Origin of the sequence: Actinacidiphila cocklensis (assembly GCF_907177275.1) — a bacterium.
Taxonomy (GTDB): Bacteria; Actinomycetota; Actinomycetes; order Streptomycetales; family Streptomycetaceae; genus Actinacidiphila; species Actinacidiphila cocklensis.
In genome coordinates this window covers 1-13,079 of sequence record NZ_CAJSLV010000056.1, presented here as the reverse complement: position 1 = coordinate 13,079, position 13,079 = coordinate 1, and the positions used below count along the sequence as shown (strand labels likewise).

Genomic DNA, 13,079 nt, shown 5'->3' with positions numbered 1-13,079 from the left:
TCCCCGCGAAGCCCGCCGCCGGGCCTGTGGAAAACCCGTCACGCACTCCGCGGCGGCGGGACCGCGTCCTGCGGCCGGCCGTCCGCAGGACCGGGGGACCCCCAGCTCAGCAGGAGCACGGCGACGTCGTCGAGATGGCGCCCCCCGTCGAGGCGGCGGGTGACGGTGGTCAGGTGGTCGATCAGCGTACGGTCCCACGGCGCGGGCGCCGTCCCGATGACACGGATCAGGCCCTCCGTCCCGAGCCGCTCGGAACCGCTGCCCGCATGGCCCTCGACCAGCCCGTCGGTGTGCAGCAGCAGCGCGCCGGCCGGCGGGAGCTTGATCCTCGTGGTGGTCCAGTCGTCGGCGCCCGGGAGCATGCCGAGGGCTATGCCGGGCTGCGCGTCCACCGGGGTGGCGAGCCCGTTCTCCAGGAGCAGCGGCGTGTCGTGCCCGGCGAGCGTGATGTCGGCCCGGCCGACCGCACGGTCGATGGACAGCGTCGCGACGGTGGCGAACATCGAGGGATAGGTGCGCTCCGCGACCAGGATGCGGTCCATCAGCGCGAGCAGCTCGCCGGCCCGGTGGCCGCCGAGGATCAGCGAGCGCCAGGCGATGCGCAGGCACACCCCGATCGCGGCCTCGTCGGGCCCGTGGCCGCTGACGTCGCCGATGACGGCGTGGACGGTGCCGTCCGCCGTCTCCACGACGTCGAGGAAGTCCCCGCCCAGCAGCGCTCCCTCGCGGCCCGGCAGGTAGCAGGACCTCGGTGCGACGGGCGCGCTCGCGGAGAGCATCGGCACCGGCAGCAGCCCGCGCTCCAGACGCTGGTTCTCCTGCGCGCGCTGCTGGTTGACGCGCAGCTCCGCCGCGGTGCGCTCGGCCTGCTTGCGGTGGACGGCGTAGCGGACCGCCTTGTCCAGCAGCTCACCGGTGACCGAGCCCTTGACGAGGTAGTCCTGCGCGCCCGAGGCGACGGCCTCGGGACCCGCGCTGTCCTCCGCTAGCCCGGTCAGCACGATGACGGCCGCGGTGGGGCTGGCCGACTGGATCCGGCCCACCGCTCCCAGGCCCATGGCGTCGGGCAGGTGCAGGTCGAGCAGGATGCAGTCGGGCGTGCTGCGGCCCGCCTCGGCCATACCGTCGGCGAGGTTCTGCACCCACCGCATGTCGACGTCCAGCGTGGAGTCCGCGAAGTACTCCTCGACCAGCAGCGCGTCGCCCGGGTCGTCCTCGATCAGCAGAATGCGGAATCTGCCGCCGGCCGGCTCGGCTGCCGTACCGGGTTGTGCCTGCGTCACTCCTGGCTCTCCTCGGGCGCAGCGGGGTCCTGACCGGCGGCGGACCCGGGCAAGGTGAAGGTGATGCGCGTACCGGGGGCGTACCCGGTGTCGACCGCGATGGATCCGCCGTGGAACTCGACGATCTTCTTGCAGAGGGCCAGGCCGATCCCGTTGCCGGGATACGTCTCGCGGGTGTGCAGCCGCTGGAAGATCACGAAGACCTGTTCCGCGAACTCCTTGTCGATCCCGATGCCGTTGTCGGCGACCGCGAAGTGCCACATCCCGTCGTCGTGGCGGGCGGCGGTGACCTGGACGCGTGCCGGACGGTCAGGGCTGCGGAACTTGACCGCGTTGGACAGCAGGTTCTGCAGCAGCACCCCGAGCTGCGTGGGGTCGCCGGTCACGGTGGGCAGTTCGTCGTGGCTCAGATCGGTGCCCGACTCCTCGATCGCGATGCTGAGGGCGTCCGCGGTGCGGGTGAACAGCTCCTCCAGGTCCACCGGCGAGGTCTCGGCGTGCAGCCGTCCCACCCGGGAGAAGGACAGCAGGTCCTGGATGAGGGTCTGCATGCGGTTGGCGCCGTCGACGGCGTAGCCGATGTACTGGCCCGCGCGCTCGTCGAGCTGGTCGGCGTAGCGGCGTTCCAGCAGCTGGCAGAAGCTCGCGACCTTGCGGAGCGGCTCCTGCAGGTCGTGCGAGGCCACGTAGGCGAACTGCTCCAGCTCCTCGTTCGACCGGCGCAGATCCCTGGCGCGCTCGTCCAGCTGCTGCCGCACCGCGTCGGAGAAGGCCAGCTCGCGGACCATCCGGCCGCGCATCAGTTCGATGTCGGCGGCGAGCATGCGCAGGTCGGCGGGTCCCGTCGGGATCACCTCGTGGTCGAACGAGCCGCCCGCGACCTTGCGTACGTCGCTCGACAGCTGGTCCAGCGGGCGGGTGACACCGCGGCGCAGGCCGGCGAACACCGCCGCGGTCAGGCCCAGGATCAGCGCCGCGATGAGCAGCAGGGTCCGGTCGCGGATCCGCCCGGCGTCGCGCAGCTGGGCGCGGGAGCGGTCGCGGTGCTGGGCGAGCGTCTGCTGGAGGCCGGCCGTCGCGGCGCGCACCTTGTCGAAGGCGCGCTTGCCCTCGTCGGCGCGTTCCACGGCCAGCGCGACCGGCCCGCCGGGCGGGGCCGCGACCACGGGCAGGGCGATGAGCTGCTGCCAGGCCGCCGCCTGCCGGGTGACCTCGTCGAGGTCCGCGCCGGCCGCCGGGTCGTCCGCCACCAGCGTGCGCAGCCTGGCGGTGTACGTCCGCTGGTCGTCGACGCCGGTGCGGTACGGGTCGAGGAAGGACTCCTGCCCGGTCAGGCCGTAGCCGCGGACACCGGTCTCCTGGTCGGTCAGCGCGCTCTCCAGCCGCACCGCGGAGACCAGTGCCGGGGTGTCCACCTCGATCACCGTGCGGTCCAGAGCGGACGCGCGGTGCAGCGCCAAGCCGCCCGCGATCCCCAGCGCCAGCAGGACCGTCAGCGCCATCGCGACGCCGACCGAGAGCCAGCGCCGCGTCGTCCACCGCCATCTGCTCCCGGTCCCTGCCCGCGGTCGCTCGCGGGCTTCGGGAGCCGCCTCGCGCGCGTCGGTCGCCGCCGTCACCCTTACCTCCTGCACATCGCATGCCACGTCGCTGGAGGGACCCGGCGACGACCCGCAGTGGTCGGCGGCGACATCGTATCCACAGGACAACTCCGGTTGTCAGGCGATCAGGCGGCTGCCTATAGTCCAGTGGTGCACGGCACGTCGTCCGTTGTCCCTCCCCGCCACAACGAGCTCGTCTCACTTGCCGAGCAGGCGGTGGAGGAACTCGCGGGCCGGCTTGCCGCGGAGGCGCTGCGCGGCCGGGAGGGCCCGGCGCGGGACGGGGACGCCGGCGAAGCGCTGGCCCGGCTCCAGGCGCTCTCCTACATCCTGAACGCGGCCCGGAACCGTGCCGCACAGGCCGCGTCGGCCGCCGCACTCGGCGGCGCCGGCTACCCCGACCTCGGACGCGCATGGGGCATCACCCGCCAGGGCGCCCGCCGCCGCTGGCCGGGGCTGGTCTTCGCCACACCGCCGCAGCCCCGTCCGATCACCGACCGGAACACCAGGAGCACCGCTGTGAATGCCCTTGTCCCCCAACGCGCTTATCACGTGCTCCTCGTCGAGGACGACCCTGCCGACGCCCTGCTGATCGAGGAGGCCCTCAGCGAGGGCGGCGTCGCCCGCGCCATCGGGCGGGCCGACGACGGCATCGAGGCGCTGGAGTATCTGCGCGACCCCGAGCGGCCGCGGCCCGATCTCATCGTGCTCGACCTCAACATGCCGCGGATGAACGGCCGGGAGCTGCTCGCGGTGCTCAAGGAGGACGCCGACCTGTGCACGATCCCGGTCGTGGTCCTCACCACCTCGGCCACCCCGGACGACGTGAGCGCGGCCTACCAGCGGCACGCCAACGCCTACGTGACCAAGCCGGTCAACCTCGACGACTTCCTGCAGTCGGTGCGCAGCATCGACCAGTTCTTCCTGGAGACGGCGACCATCCCCGTCCAGGAGTGACGCACGCCCGCACCGGAGCATGCAGAAGGGGCCGCCCCGAGGGGCGGCCCCTTTGCTGCCTCCAGGCGGCAACCGCCTGTGGTGGTGGGCGATACTGGGATCGAACCAGTGACCCCTTCGGTGTGAACGAAGTGCTCTCCCGCTGAGCTAATCGCCCGGGACGAGTGGAACCCTACAGGCGAACGCGCCCGGCGTTCAAACGACATCGCCGCGCTCGGCGGCGGCGAGCCGGGCCAGCAGGCCGGTGCGGCCGCTGCGCATCATCAGGGCGTGGTTGGCGACGAAGAAGAGCCGGCCGGGGACGGCAAGGCGCCGCATCAGCGGCTTGCGCACGACCACGTCCTGCTCGAACAGCAGCCGGGTGCCGGGGCCGTCGGGGGTGACCGTCCAGCGGACCCAGCCCTCCAGGTCACCGGCCAGAGCGACTTGGAGGATCCGGCGCTCGGGGTCCTGGCGGGTGGAGCGGGCGGTGACCACCAGGTCGTAGGGCAGGACGGAGCGGAAGCGGAGCACTCCTGTGGTGTCGCCGGTCTGCCGGACCTCGCGGATCTGCGGCCACCACCGGGGGTAGAAGTCGGGGCGCTCCAGGACCCGGTAGACGGCGTCGGGCGGTGAGTCCAGCCGCCAGGTGCTGCGGAATCGGTAGTGACTCCAGTCCATACGGCCCAGTGTGCGCGGAGGCGCCGGGCGTATGTCGGGAAACGCCGAGGGTCCCGGAAACCGTCTGAACGGTTTCCGGGACCCTCGGTCCGGGTGGGCGATACTGGGATCGAACCAGTGACCCCTTCGGTGTGAACGAAGTGCTCTCCCGCTGAGCTAATCGCCCCGGCGTGCGCACTACTTTACCGCACCCGAGCAGGCCTTCGGACCAACCCGCGACCCCGCGGGATCAGCCCGCCCGCCACGGCACGGTGAAGCCGAAGCTGCACACGTACCAGACCGCGAGGCCGATCAGGGCGGCCACGACCAGCGTGCCGATCACCAGGTTGCGCCGCCTGACCCGGGGGTCGGCGGCGGCCCTGGCGGCCTCGGTGACCTTGCGGCGGGTCCAGCGCAGCACCTTCTGCGCCCAGACGAACTCGGTGCCCCAGATCGCCATGCCGCCGAAGATGATCAGCCAGCCGGGTCCCGGCAGCGGCAGCAGGATCACGCCGCCGCCGATCACAGCGAGGCCGACCAGGAAGATTCCGGCACGCCACACCGCGTGCAGCGGTCGTGATCGCTGCACGAAGGCGGGGGCTCGCGAACCGAGCCGTGAATCGCTGGCCACGGCTCTGTCCGTCTCGTCACTCTCCGCGGTCATATATGCCAACGTACCGGACGGCACCACGATCACTGAAATGGTCGTTCCGCCCTTCTCGTGACTAGCCCGTACGAGGTACGGGAAGCCTCACAAACTTCTCAGAGGGGTTTACAACGTCCTTGCAGGTGGCATGTCGATTTCGCCGACGTGCGAATCCCCGAGCGCACACTGAGCGAAAGGCCCTGGCGCTTATGAACACCACGGTCAGCTGCGAGCTGCACCTGCGCCTCGTTGTGTCGAGCGAATCCTCACTGCCTGTACCCGCGGGCTTGCGGTACGACACGGCCGATCCGTATGCCGTGCACGCCACCTTCCACACCGGAGCCGAAGAGACGGTCGAATGGGTGTTCGCCCGCGACCTGCTCGCCGAGGGTCTGCACCGGCCCACCGGCACCGGAGACGTCAGAGTCTGGCCATCCCGCAGCCACGGTCAGGGCGTCGTGTGCATCGCCCTCAGCTCCCCCGAGGGCGAAGCCCTGCTCGAAGCCCCGGCGCGTGCCCTGGAGTCCTTCCTGAAGCGGACGGACGCCGCGGTGCCGCCGGGTACCGAGCATCGCCATTTCGACCTCGACACCGAGCTCTCCCACATCCTCGCGGAGAGCTGAGACCGGTCACCGACCGTCCGCGGCCGTCCTACTCGGGGGGACAGCCCGGACACCCAAGGCGGCACAGGGCAGTGCCCGGCCGCCTGACACCGCAGGAACGAGAGCCGCCGCCGTGGGACCCGCACCCCCACGGCGGCGGCTCTCGCGCGCTAGAGTCACGGGACGCAGCCGCTCGACGACGCCGGCAGGGAGCGTTCCGTGCTGATCAACCATGACACCAGGTGCGCGCTCGACAGTGTGGTCGACCTGATCAACACCGCGCCCGCGATCGCGGGCCGCGAGTCGCTGGCCGAGGTGGCCGACCTGCGCGCCTTCGTGGAGCGCAACAAGGTCAGCGAGATCGGCCGGCTCGACCGGCTCGACATCAGCGCGGTCCACGCGGTGCGCACCCGCTTCACCGAGGTCTTCGCCACCACCGACGACGCGACCGCGTCCACCATGCTCAACGCGATGATCGCCGAGGCGGGCACCACACCCCGGCTCACCGACCACGACGGCTACGACTGGCACGTGCACTACTTCGCGCCGGGCGCTTCGCTGTCCGACCACCTGGCCGCGGACTGCGGGATGGCGCTGGCCTTCCTGATCGTGGCCGGCGAGCGGGAGCGGCTGCGGCGCTGCGACGCGCCGGACTGCCGGCACGCGTTCGTGGACCTGTCCCGCAACCGTTCCCGCCGCTACTGCGACAGCCGCACCTGCGGGAACCGGCTGCACGTGGCCGCCTACCGGGCCAGGCGCCGCGAGGCCGGCGAGGCGGGCACCGACGAGGCCGCTGCCGCGTCCTGAGGGCGCCCGGACCTGCCGCGGGCCGTCAGAGGAACAGCAGGTCGTACGCCGCGCCCAGGCCCAGCAGGCCGCCGATCACCAGCAGGAAGAGCATCAGCGGGGGCTGGGAGAGGGCGTAGAGGCAGCCCTGCGGCTCGTGCGCGGGCGCGGAGCCCGCAGCCGGGGGCCGCAGGCTCTGGAGGGGCTCCAGGGGCTCCAGGGGCACTGCGGCGCCGGAGGCGCGGGGGGCGGGGCGAGAAGCGGTTCGGGGAGCGGTTCGGGGAGCAGGGATGACATCGGAGGCGGTCGGTCCGGCACGGTCCGGCCGCGCAGCGGCGACGCAGTCGCCGGTGGTGGGCAGCACACGATGATCTTTGCGCAGCGCGGGGGCGCTCGTGGCCCAACACGCGGACTCCCAGGGGATCTTCCAGCATGCGGGCAGAAGCCGTCCGGTCGGTGGACAGCCGTGCCGGCCGCCGCGTCAGATGCCGCGGCGCTTGAGGATCTCCTCGACGTCCGCGAAGTCGGACAGGCCGCTGTCCGAGCCGCCCCTGCGCCCGGCCGCTGCCGGGCGGCCGGGCGGTATCGCCGGGGTGGACGCGCCGGGCACCGCGGCCGGTGCGCGGTCCTGGCCCTCCGGCAGCCGGGCCGAGATCAGCCGGGTGATGCCGTAGAGCATGGCGGCGACGGCGAGGACGCCGAAGCCCATCCACACGGTCGGCTTGAGGACCAGGTCGGCGGCCCAGTGGCCGGTGGCGGTGCCGACCTTGCGGCCCAGCGTGACCAGGCCGGCCATCGCCAGCCCGACCGGCACCAGGGACGCCGCGGCGATCCTGGTGGCCGCCAGGAAGCGCCGCCGGTAGGCGGTCAGCATCGCGATGGCCAGGCCGCCCGCGGACAGCGCGGCACATAGCGTCGTGGTCAGCATCCTGCGGCTCCCGTCGGTCGATCCTTCCATCGTGCCCCCGGGCGGGCGGGTAGGGCCACGGTGCAGGCCGAGGTTCAGGGGGATCTCCGGGGTGCCTCCTCCCCGAGTGGGAGACTGGCCGCATGGATCTTCCCCCTCCCCCGGCCGGCCGCCGCGCCGTCCTCGACGTCTGGTGCGAGCTGCAGTGCCCCGACTGCCGCACCGCCCTCGGCGACCTGCGGGCGCTGCGCGAGCGGTACGGCGACGCCCTCGACATCCAGCTGCGGCACTTCCCGCTGCCCAAGCACGCACATGCCGTCGCGGCGGCGCAGGCCTACGAGGAGGCGTACGCGCAGGGCCGCGGCTGGGAGTACGCCGAGGCCGTACTCGCCCGCGCGGAGGACCTGGGCACCGCCGGTGAACCGCTGCTCGTGGAGATCGCCGGCGAACTCGGCCTCGACGCCGAGGAGTTCGACACCGCGCTGATCGACGGGCGGCACCTGCTGGTCGTCGACGCGGACCTTGCCGAGGGCAAGGCGATCGGCGTGACCGGCACCCCCACGTACGTCATCGCCGGCGAACGCCTGGACGGCGGCAAGTCCCAGGACGGCCTGCGCGCCCGCATCGAGTCCCTGGCGGACGGCCTCCTCGCGTAGGCGATCGCTCTTCGCGGTGGCGGGACGTCTGTCCCGGTGCGGCGCCCGGTGCTCGGTTTCCCCCTGAGAGCTTGCCCTCCGCGGAGGGGGTGAGCTCTTCCGGGAGCGCGGGCAACCCGCCGCAGGGGAAACGCGACCGGCCACCGCAGGGGGCACCCACCCCCTCGGTGACAGCGCGCCGCTAGGCGAGTGGCTTCCAGAGCTGGCGCAGCTGCACGCGGTAGCCCAGGGAGGTGTAGAGGCGGATCGCCACCTCGTTGGCGGTGAAGACGTTCAGGCCGACCGCGGTGGTGCCCGCCATGCGGCACGCGGCCTCGGCGGCCAGCATCAGCGTGCGGCCGTGACCGCGTCCGCGGTGGGCCGGGGGGACCTCGACCGCCTGGACCCACCCGGGGCCGGGGGCCGTGTGCAGCCAGAGCCGACCGACGGTGGCGCCCTCGTGGTCGAGGGCGAGCAGGGCGGCGCCGGGCGCCGGGCCGCCGCCGGGCAGGGCCTCGGCGTAGGAGGCCGCGGCATGGGCCTCCGCGTGGTCCGCGGGCACCCCGGCGGCGGTGAGGGCGGCCACGAAGCCGTTCCGCTGCCGCGCCAGCCAGTCCTGGCGGTCCTGCGCGGTCAGCTCCCGCAGCACGCTGCCGGGCGGCAGTTGGTGGCGCCCCGCGCCCGGCGCGAGGTCCTTGTGCAGCGTGCGGTTGGTCTCGGTGTAGCCGAGCGCGGTGGCCAGCCGCAGCGCGTACTCGGCCTCGTCGGGCACCGAGACCAGCACCCGGGTGCAGCCCCACTGCCGCAGCACTTCCTCGGCGGCGAGCGCCGCGACCGTGCCGCGGCCGCGCCGCCGGTCCTGCTCGTCGACGGCGAGCGCGTCGATCCGGCCGGGGCCGCCGTGCGGCTCGGCGGCGATCCGTACGCTGCCGACCGGCCGCCCGTTGACGCAGACGGTGTAGTCCCGCGACCGGGCACCGTCCTGCCGGCGCCGCTCGGGTCCTGCCGGTCTCAGGGTCGTCGTCATGCGTCGCGCTCCCGTCCCCCCACCCGCGGTTCCCCAGCGCGGGGTGCGGTCGAGTGTACGGTCCCGCGGGCGTACCGCCAGGGGGCGCCGGCGGTACGCGGCGGGGAGGGCCTACGGGTTGGGGTGGTCCGCGGAGCGCTCGGCGAAGACCTCCATGGCCTTGGCGGTCACCGGGCCTGGTGCGCCCGGCAGTTCGCGGGCGTCGACGCGGTGGACGGGCTGCACGTCGCGCAGCGAGGAGGTGATGAAGACCTCCTCCGCCTCGGCCAGCGCCTCGTAGGGCAGGTCCTCCTCCTCCGCGCCGGCCCAGTCGACGACCAGTTCGCGGGTGATGCCGGCCAGGCAGCCGGACGACAGCGGCGGGGTGAGCAGCCGGCCGTCGAGGACGACGAAGACGTTCGAGCCGGTGCCCTCGCACAGCCGGCCTGTGGTGTTGGCGAAGACCGCCTCGGTGGCGTCCTGTTCGCGGGCGCGGGCCAGCGCCACGACGTTCTCGCCGTACGAGGTGGTCTTCAGGCCGGTGAGCGCGCCGCGCTCGTTGCGGGTCCACGGCACGGTGACGATCGCGGTCGGGCCGGGGTTCGGGGTGGCCGCGCTCATGGCGACCACCAGCGTGGCACCGGCGTCGCCGCGGTCGGAGCCGAGCGGGGAGACGCCGCCGGTGTAGGTGATCCTGAGCCGGCCGTGCGGCATCGGGTTGGCGTCGAGCACCGCCTGGCAGGCCCGGGCCACCTCGTCCCGGTCGGGCTCGGGCAGGCCGAGGCCGCGGGCGGAGCGCGCCAGCCGCCTGAGGTGCCGGGTGAGGGCGAACGCGCGCCCCTGCGTGGTCTTGAGCGTCTCGAAGACGCCGTCCCCGACGGTCAGCCCATGGTCCAGTACCGACACCGTGGCGTCCGCGGTCTCCCGCAGTCCGCCGTCCACCCAGATCTTCACCGAAGTGTCCTTCCCCTTGCCTCGTGTACCTCCGACGCTACCGCCAGCAGCCGCTCGGCCTTGAGTTCCGTCTCCGCCCATTCACCCGCCGGGTCGGAACCCCAGGTGATGCCGGCGCCGGTGCCGAACCGCAGTTCGGGGCGTCCCGCGGTGCCGCGGTCGATCCAGAAGGTGCGGATGCCGACGGCGAGCCCGGCGGTGCCGCGGTCGGCGTCGACCCAGCCGACCGCGCCGCAGTAGGGGCCGCGGGCAGCGGTCTCCAGCTCGCCGATGATCCGCAGCGCGCTGGACTTCGGTGCGCCGGTGACCGATCCCGGCGGGAACGCGGCGGCGAGCAGCTCAGGCCAGCCGGCGCCGGGGCGCAGCTCACCGCGGACGGTGGAGACCAGGTGGACCAGGCCGGGGTGCGGTTCGACGGCGCACAGCGCGGGCACGGTGACCGAGCCGGTGGTGCAGACCTGGCCGAGGTCGTTGCGCACCAGGTCGACGATCATGACGTTCTCCGCGTCGTCCTTGGGCAGGAAGGCGTCGGCGGTGCGTGCGGTGCCCTTGATCGGGCGGGACTCGACGGTGCGGCCGTGCCGGCTGAGGAAGAGCTCGGGCGAGGCGGTGGCGATCTCGACGCCGTGCGCGGGCAGCCGGATCGTACCGGCGTAGGGCGCGGGGTTGCCGAGCGCGAGGACCGCGCCGAGCGCGTCGATGTCGGGACCGGGGCCGGAGCCTGGGGCGGCCGGCAGCGGCGCGGTGAGCACCCGGCAGAGGTTGACCTGGTAGACGTCGCCCGCGGCGATGCGCTGCCTGATCGTGCGGACGCCGGCCTCGTACGCCTGCCGGTCCATGGAGCTGGTCCAGGAGGCCGGGTCGGGTCCGCGCCATCCGGCGGCGCTCGCGCCGAGGGCGGCGGGCTCGCGCGGGCCGCGGCGTACGTCGCCGAAGCGGGCGCAGACCGTACGGCCCTCGAAGTCCACCGCGACCGCCCAGAAGCCCGCGGAGTCCAGAGCGGCCGGGTCCGCGGTGACATCGCGCAGGTCGGAGGCGACAAGACCGCCGAAACGGGCCATGGGGGCGAGATCGCGCACGGTGTTTCCCTGGGGGACTGGAGCGGGGCGGGGCCGAGTCTAGGCGGGGCAGGTCACGGGGGGTGAGGCGGTGCCCGGCACGTCAACTGCTCGTCATTGGCCCGGCACGCTGCGGAAACCGGTTTTTGAGCTGGCCGGGGAATCCGCTAGAGTTCAACCCGTCGCCCCGGGAGTTTGATTCGGGGGGCGTGCGGACGTGGCTCAGTTGGTAGAGCATCACCTTGCCAAGGTGAGGGTCGCGAGTTCGAATCTCGTCGTCCGCTCGACGTGGGGGATCATCCTCCCCTGCTGTGTTGGTGGAGTGGCCGAGAGGCGAGGCAACGGCCTGCAAAGCCGTCTACACGGGTTCAAATCCCGTCTCCACCTCCAAGGACGATTAGCTCAGCGGGAGAGCGCTTCCCTGACACGGAAGAGGTCACTGGTTCAATCCCAGTATCGTCCACTGGACCCCACAGGGTCCGAGTCCACAACAGGACGCCCGCGCGATTAGCTCAGCGGGAGAGCGCTTCCCTGACACGGAAGAGGTCACTGGTTCAATCCCAGTATCGCGCACGCACCACCGGCGCACAGCGCCGCCCGAGGACGATTAGCTCAGCGGGAGAGCGCTTCCCTGACACGGAAGAGGTCACTGGTTCAATCCCAGTATCGTCCACGCACCCGAGGGCCGGAAGCTTCTGCTTCCGGCCCTCCGTCGTCGTCAGGACGAGAAGAGCATGTGCCCGAAGCTGTGGCCGTGGTGCTTCTTGTGGCCGTGCCCGTGCCCGTACTGCGGGGCGCCCCAGGCCGGGGCGGGCGGCTGTGGGTAGCCGGGCTGGACGTGCGGCGCGGGGTAGGCCTGCGGCGGCGGGGCCGGCTGGTTCCACTGGCCTTCGAGCTGGGTCAGCGCCTCCAGCTCGCCGTAGTCGAGGAAGATGCCGCGGCAGTTGCCGCACTGCTCGATCTGGACGCCACTGCGGTTGTACGTCTGCATGTGGCCGTGACACTTGGGGCAGACCATGGTCGCCTCATCTCCTCGCGTTGGCAGATGAGTTCACTCTAGTTGGGCGATACGGGCGCAGGTGGCGACGAGTTCGGTCTCGGCCTCGTCCAGGTCACGGCCGTCCCTGGCCGCCTTCGCCACCCCGATCGCGGCGGTCTGCACGGCCAGCGCACGGGCGGGGACGTCGAGTTGTGCCCACGGGTCGCCGCTCTCCGGGACCGCGGGGCCGCCGGCGGCGCGGTAGGCCGCCAGGAAGAGCGCCCAGGCCTCCGGGGCGAGCAGTCCCGCCGCGAACCACATGGCCGGTCGCGCCAGGTCCCAGGCGGCCGGCCCGGTGCCGAGATCGTCCACGTCGATCAGCAGCCAGTCGCCGTCCGGCACGGGGTGCCGGACCAGCTGGCCCAGGTGCAGGTCTCCGTGGCAGAGCGCGGCGGGGGCCGGCCCCGGGTACGGGGCCTCGTCCCTGGCCCAGGCGGGCAGCCGGCGCCAGGCCCTGCGGACGGTACGGGCCTCGGCCGAGTCGGCGATGCCGCGCAGCCGGGCGACGGCGAGCGCGGCCTTGGCGGGGCCGCGCATCGGCGGCAGCGGACCGGGCAGCGCGGCCTCGGGCACGCTGTGCAGCCGGGCCAGCAGGACGGCCGCCTCGGCCCAGGGCGCGGCAGCCGGGTCGTGCCGGTCGACCGGGACGCCGTAGGGCCATGCGGTGACGGGGCGGCCGCGCACCGCACCGCCGCCGGAGCCGGCCGCGCCCTCCCGGCCGGCCTCGGCGGAAGGGCCTGCCGGTGGCAGCGGCGCCAGCAGGACGCCGCGCAGCAGCGGGTGGCCGGCCACCGCGATCCGTACGGCGAGCGCGGCGGCGTCCGTACCGGGTGCGTGGGCCTTGGCGACGACGGCGCCGACCCGGACGACGGTGCCGTCGGGCCGGTCGGCCAGGACGGTGGTGGCGGCGGGGACGGTGGGCGCCGCTGGGTCGGCCGCCCGCTCGGGCCGCTCGCCCCGCAGGCC

15 protein-coding genes and 7 tRNA genes are annotated in these 13,079 nt (G+C 73.3%); 9 read left to right on the top strand and 13 right to left on the bottom strand.

The features are described 5' to 3' along the window. Positions 1–38: 38 nt before the first annotated feature. Both NFU81_RS17645 and NFU81_RS17640 read right to left on the bottom strand, forming a co-directional pair. Entirely contained in the window at positions 39–1,283 is a 1,245-nt protein-coding gene (locus NFU81_RS17645) for a PP2C family protein-serine/threonine phosphatase (protein WP_251490865.1), read from the bottom strand. Next, positions 1,280–2,785 (bottom strand): sensor histidine kinase, encoded by a 1,506-nt coding sequence (locus tag NFU81_RS17640; RefSeq protein ID WP_251491102.1) that lies wholly within the window; start codon positions 2,783–2,785, stop codon positions 1,280–1,282. The genes NFU81_RS17645 and NFU81_RS17640 overlap by 4 nt, the downstream gene beginning before the upstream one ends. Positions 2,786–3,034: 249 nt before the next feature. Here NFU81_RS17640 and NFU81_RS17635 point away from each other — a divergent pair, with 249 nt between their 5' ends. After that, positions 3,035–3,841 carry a response regulator gene (locus tag NFU81_RS17635; protein WP_251490862.1) on the top strand — a complete coding sequence of 269 codons (807 nt, stop codon included), beginning with the start codon at positions 3,035–3,037 and terminating at the stop codon, positions 3,839–3,841. A gap of 82 nt (positions 3,842–3,923) precedes the next feature. Here the strand turns inward: NFU81_RS17635 and NFU81_RS17630 are convergent. The 4 genes from NFU81_RS17630 to NFU81_RS17615 all read right to left on the bottom strand — a co-directional run bounded on the left by NFU81_RS17630 (position 3,924) and on the right by NFU81_RS17615 (position 5,144). After that, a tRNA-Val gene (locus NFU81_RS17630) sits at positions 3,924–3,998 on the bottom strand. A 38-nt stretch (positions 3,999–4,036) separates the two neighbouring features. After that, positions 4,037–4,501: an SRPBCC family protein gene (locus tag NFU81_RS17625; RefSeq protein ID WP_251490859.1), complete on the bottom strand. Its 465-nt coding sequence runs from the start codon at positions 4,499–4,501 to the stop codon at positions 4,037–4,039. Positions 4,502–4,595: 94 nt separating this feature from the next. Beyond that, positions 4,596–4,667 (bottom strand) — tRNA-Val (locus NFU81_RS17620). 63 nt (positions 4,668–4,730) lie between these two features. Continuing rightward, positions 4,731–5,144, bottom strand: a complete 414-nt coding sequence (locus NFU81_RS17615) for a TIGR02611 family protein (RefSeq protein WP_251490857.1) — start codon at positions 5,142–5,144, stop codon at positions 4,731–4,733. Between the two features lie 191 nt (positions 5,145–5,335). On the opposite strand from NFU81_RS17615, the gene NFU81_RS17610 reads away from it, so the two are divergent. Then, positions 5,336–5,749, top strand: a complete 414-nt coding sequence (locus NFU81_RS17610) for an SsgA family sporulation/cell division regulator (RefSeq protein ID WP_003959770.1) — start codon at positions 5,336–5,338, stop codon at positions 5,747–5,749. A gap of 198 nt (positions 5,750–5,947) precedes the next feature. Further along, positions 5,948–6,535, top strand: a complete 588-nt coding sequence (locus NFU81_RS17605; RefSeq protein ID WP_251490855.1) for a CGNR zinc finger domain-containing protein — start codon at positions 5,948–5,950, stop codon at positions 6,533–6,535. Between the two features lie 25 nt (positions 6,536–6,560). Here NFU81_RS17605 and NFU81_RS17600 read toward each other — a convergent pair whose 3' ends face one another. Together NFU81_RS17600 and NFU81_RS17595 are read right to left on the bottom strand one after the other, a co-directional pair. After that, the gene (locus tag NFU81_RS17600) at positions 6,561–6,740 is read right to left on the bottom strand and encodes a hypothetical protein (RefSeq protein ID WP_251490853.1); all 180 of its coding nucleotides are present in this window, start codon (positions 6,738–6,740) and stop codon (positions 6,561–6,563) included. Positions 6,741–6,995: 255 nt separating this feature from the next. Further along, positions 6,996–7,442, bottom strand: coding sequence for a hypothetical protein (locus tag NFU81_RS17595; protein WP_251490851.1), 447 nt, complete (start codon positions 7,440–7,442; stop codon positions 6,996–6,998). Positions 7,443–7,564: 122 nt separating this feature from the next. On the opposite strand from NFU81_RS17595, the gene NFU81_RS17590 reads away from it, so the two are divergent. After that, positions 7,565–8,077 carry a DsbA family protein gene (locus NFU81_RS17590; protein WP_251490849.1) on the top strand — a complete coding sequence of 171 codons (513 nt, stop codon included), beginning with the start codon at positions 7,565–7,567 and terminating at the stop codon, positions 8,075–8,077. A gap of 181 nt (positions 8,078–8,258) precedes the next feature. Here NFU81_RS17590 and NFU81_RS17585 read toward each other — a convergent pair whose 3' ends face one another. From NFU81_RS17585 to NFU81_RS17575, 3 genes are all read right to left on the bottom strand, one after another. Further along, positions 8,259–9,083, bottom strand: a complete 825-nt coding sequence (locus tag NFU81_RS17585) for a GNAT family N-acetyltransferase (protein ID WP_251490846.1) — start codon at positions 9,081–9,083, stop codon at positions 8,259–8,261. 111 nt (positions 9,084–9,194) lie between these two features. Beyond that, complete coding sequence (locus NFU81_RS17580) at positions 9,195–10,016, bottom strand: aminotransferase class IV (RefSeq protein ID WP_251490844.1); 822 nt, start codon at positions 10,014–10,016, stop codon at positions 9,195–9,197. Continuing rightward, positions 10,013–11,095, bottom strand: coding sequence for a chorismate-binding protein (locus NFU81_RS17575; RefSeq protein ID WP_251490841.1), 1,083 nt, complete (start codon positions 11,093–11,095; stop codon positions 10,013–10,015). Before NFU81_RS17575 ends, NFU81_RS17580 begins: the two co-directional genes overlap by 4 nt. Before the next feature lie 190 nt (positions 11,096–11,285). Between NFU81_RS17575 and NFU81_RS17570 the strand changes: the two genes are divergently transcribed. The 5 genes from NFU81_RS17570 (at position 11,286) to NFU81_RS17550 (ending at position 11,747) form a co-directional block, all read left to right on the top strand. Beyond that, positions 11,286–11,358, top strand: a tRNA-Gly gene (locus NFU81_RS17570). A gap of 32 nt (positions 11,359–11,390) precedes the next feature. Continuing rightward, positions 11,391–11,464, top strand: a tRNA-Cys gene (locus tag NFU81_RS17565). Between the two features lies 1 nt (position 11,465). After that, a tRNA-Val gene (locus NFU81_RS17560) sits at positions 11,466–11,537 on the top strand. A 38-nt stretch (positions 11,538–11,575) separates the two neighbouring features. Beyond that, positions 11,576–11,647: transfer RNA gene (locus NFU81_RS17555), tRNA-Val, on the top strand. A gap of 28 nt (positions 11,648–11,675) precedes the next feature. After that, positions 11,676–11,747: transfer RNA gene (locus NFU81_RS17550), tRNA-Val, on the top strand. A 45-nt stretch (positions 11,748–11,792) separates the two neighbouring features. On the opposite strand, the gene NFU81_RS17545 is transcribed toward NFU81_RS17550, so the two are convergent. Next, positions 11,793–12,092, bottom strand: a complete 300-nt coding sequence (locus tag NFU81_RS17545; protein ID WP_251490838.1) for a TFIIB-type zinc ribbon-containing protein — start codon at positions 12,090–12,092, stop codon at positions 11,793–11,795. A 33-nt stretch (positions 12,093–12,125) separates the two neighbouring features. After that, the gene (locus NFU81_RS17540; protein ID WP_251491100.1) at positions 12,126–13,076 is read right to left on the bottom strand and encodes a phosphotransferase; all 951 of its coding nucleotides are present in this window, start codon (positions 13,074–13,076) and stop codon (positions 12,126–12,128) included. Between the last annotated feature and the right edge of the window lie 3 nt (positions 13,077–13,079).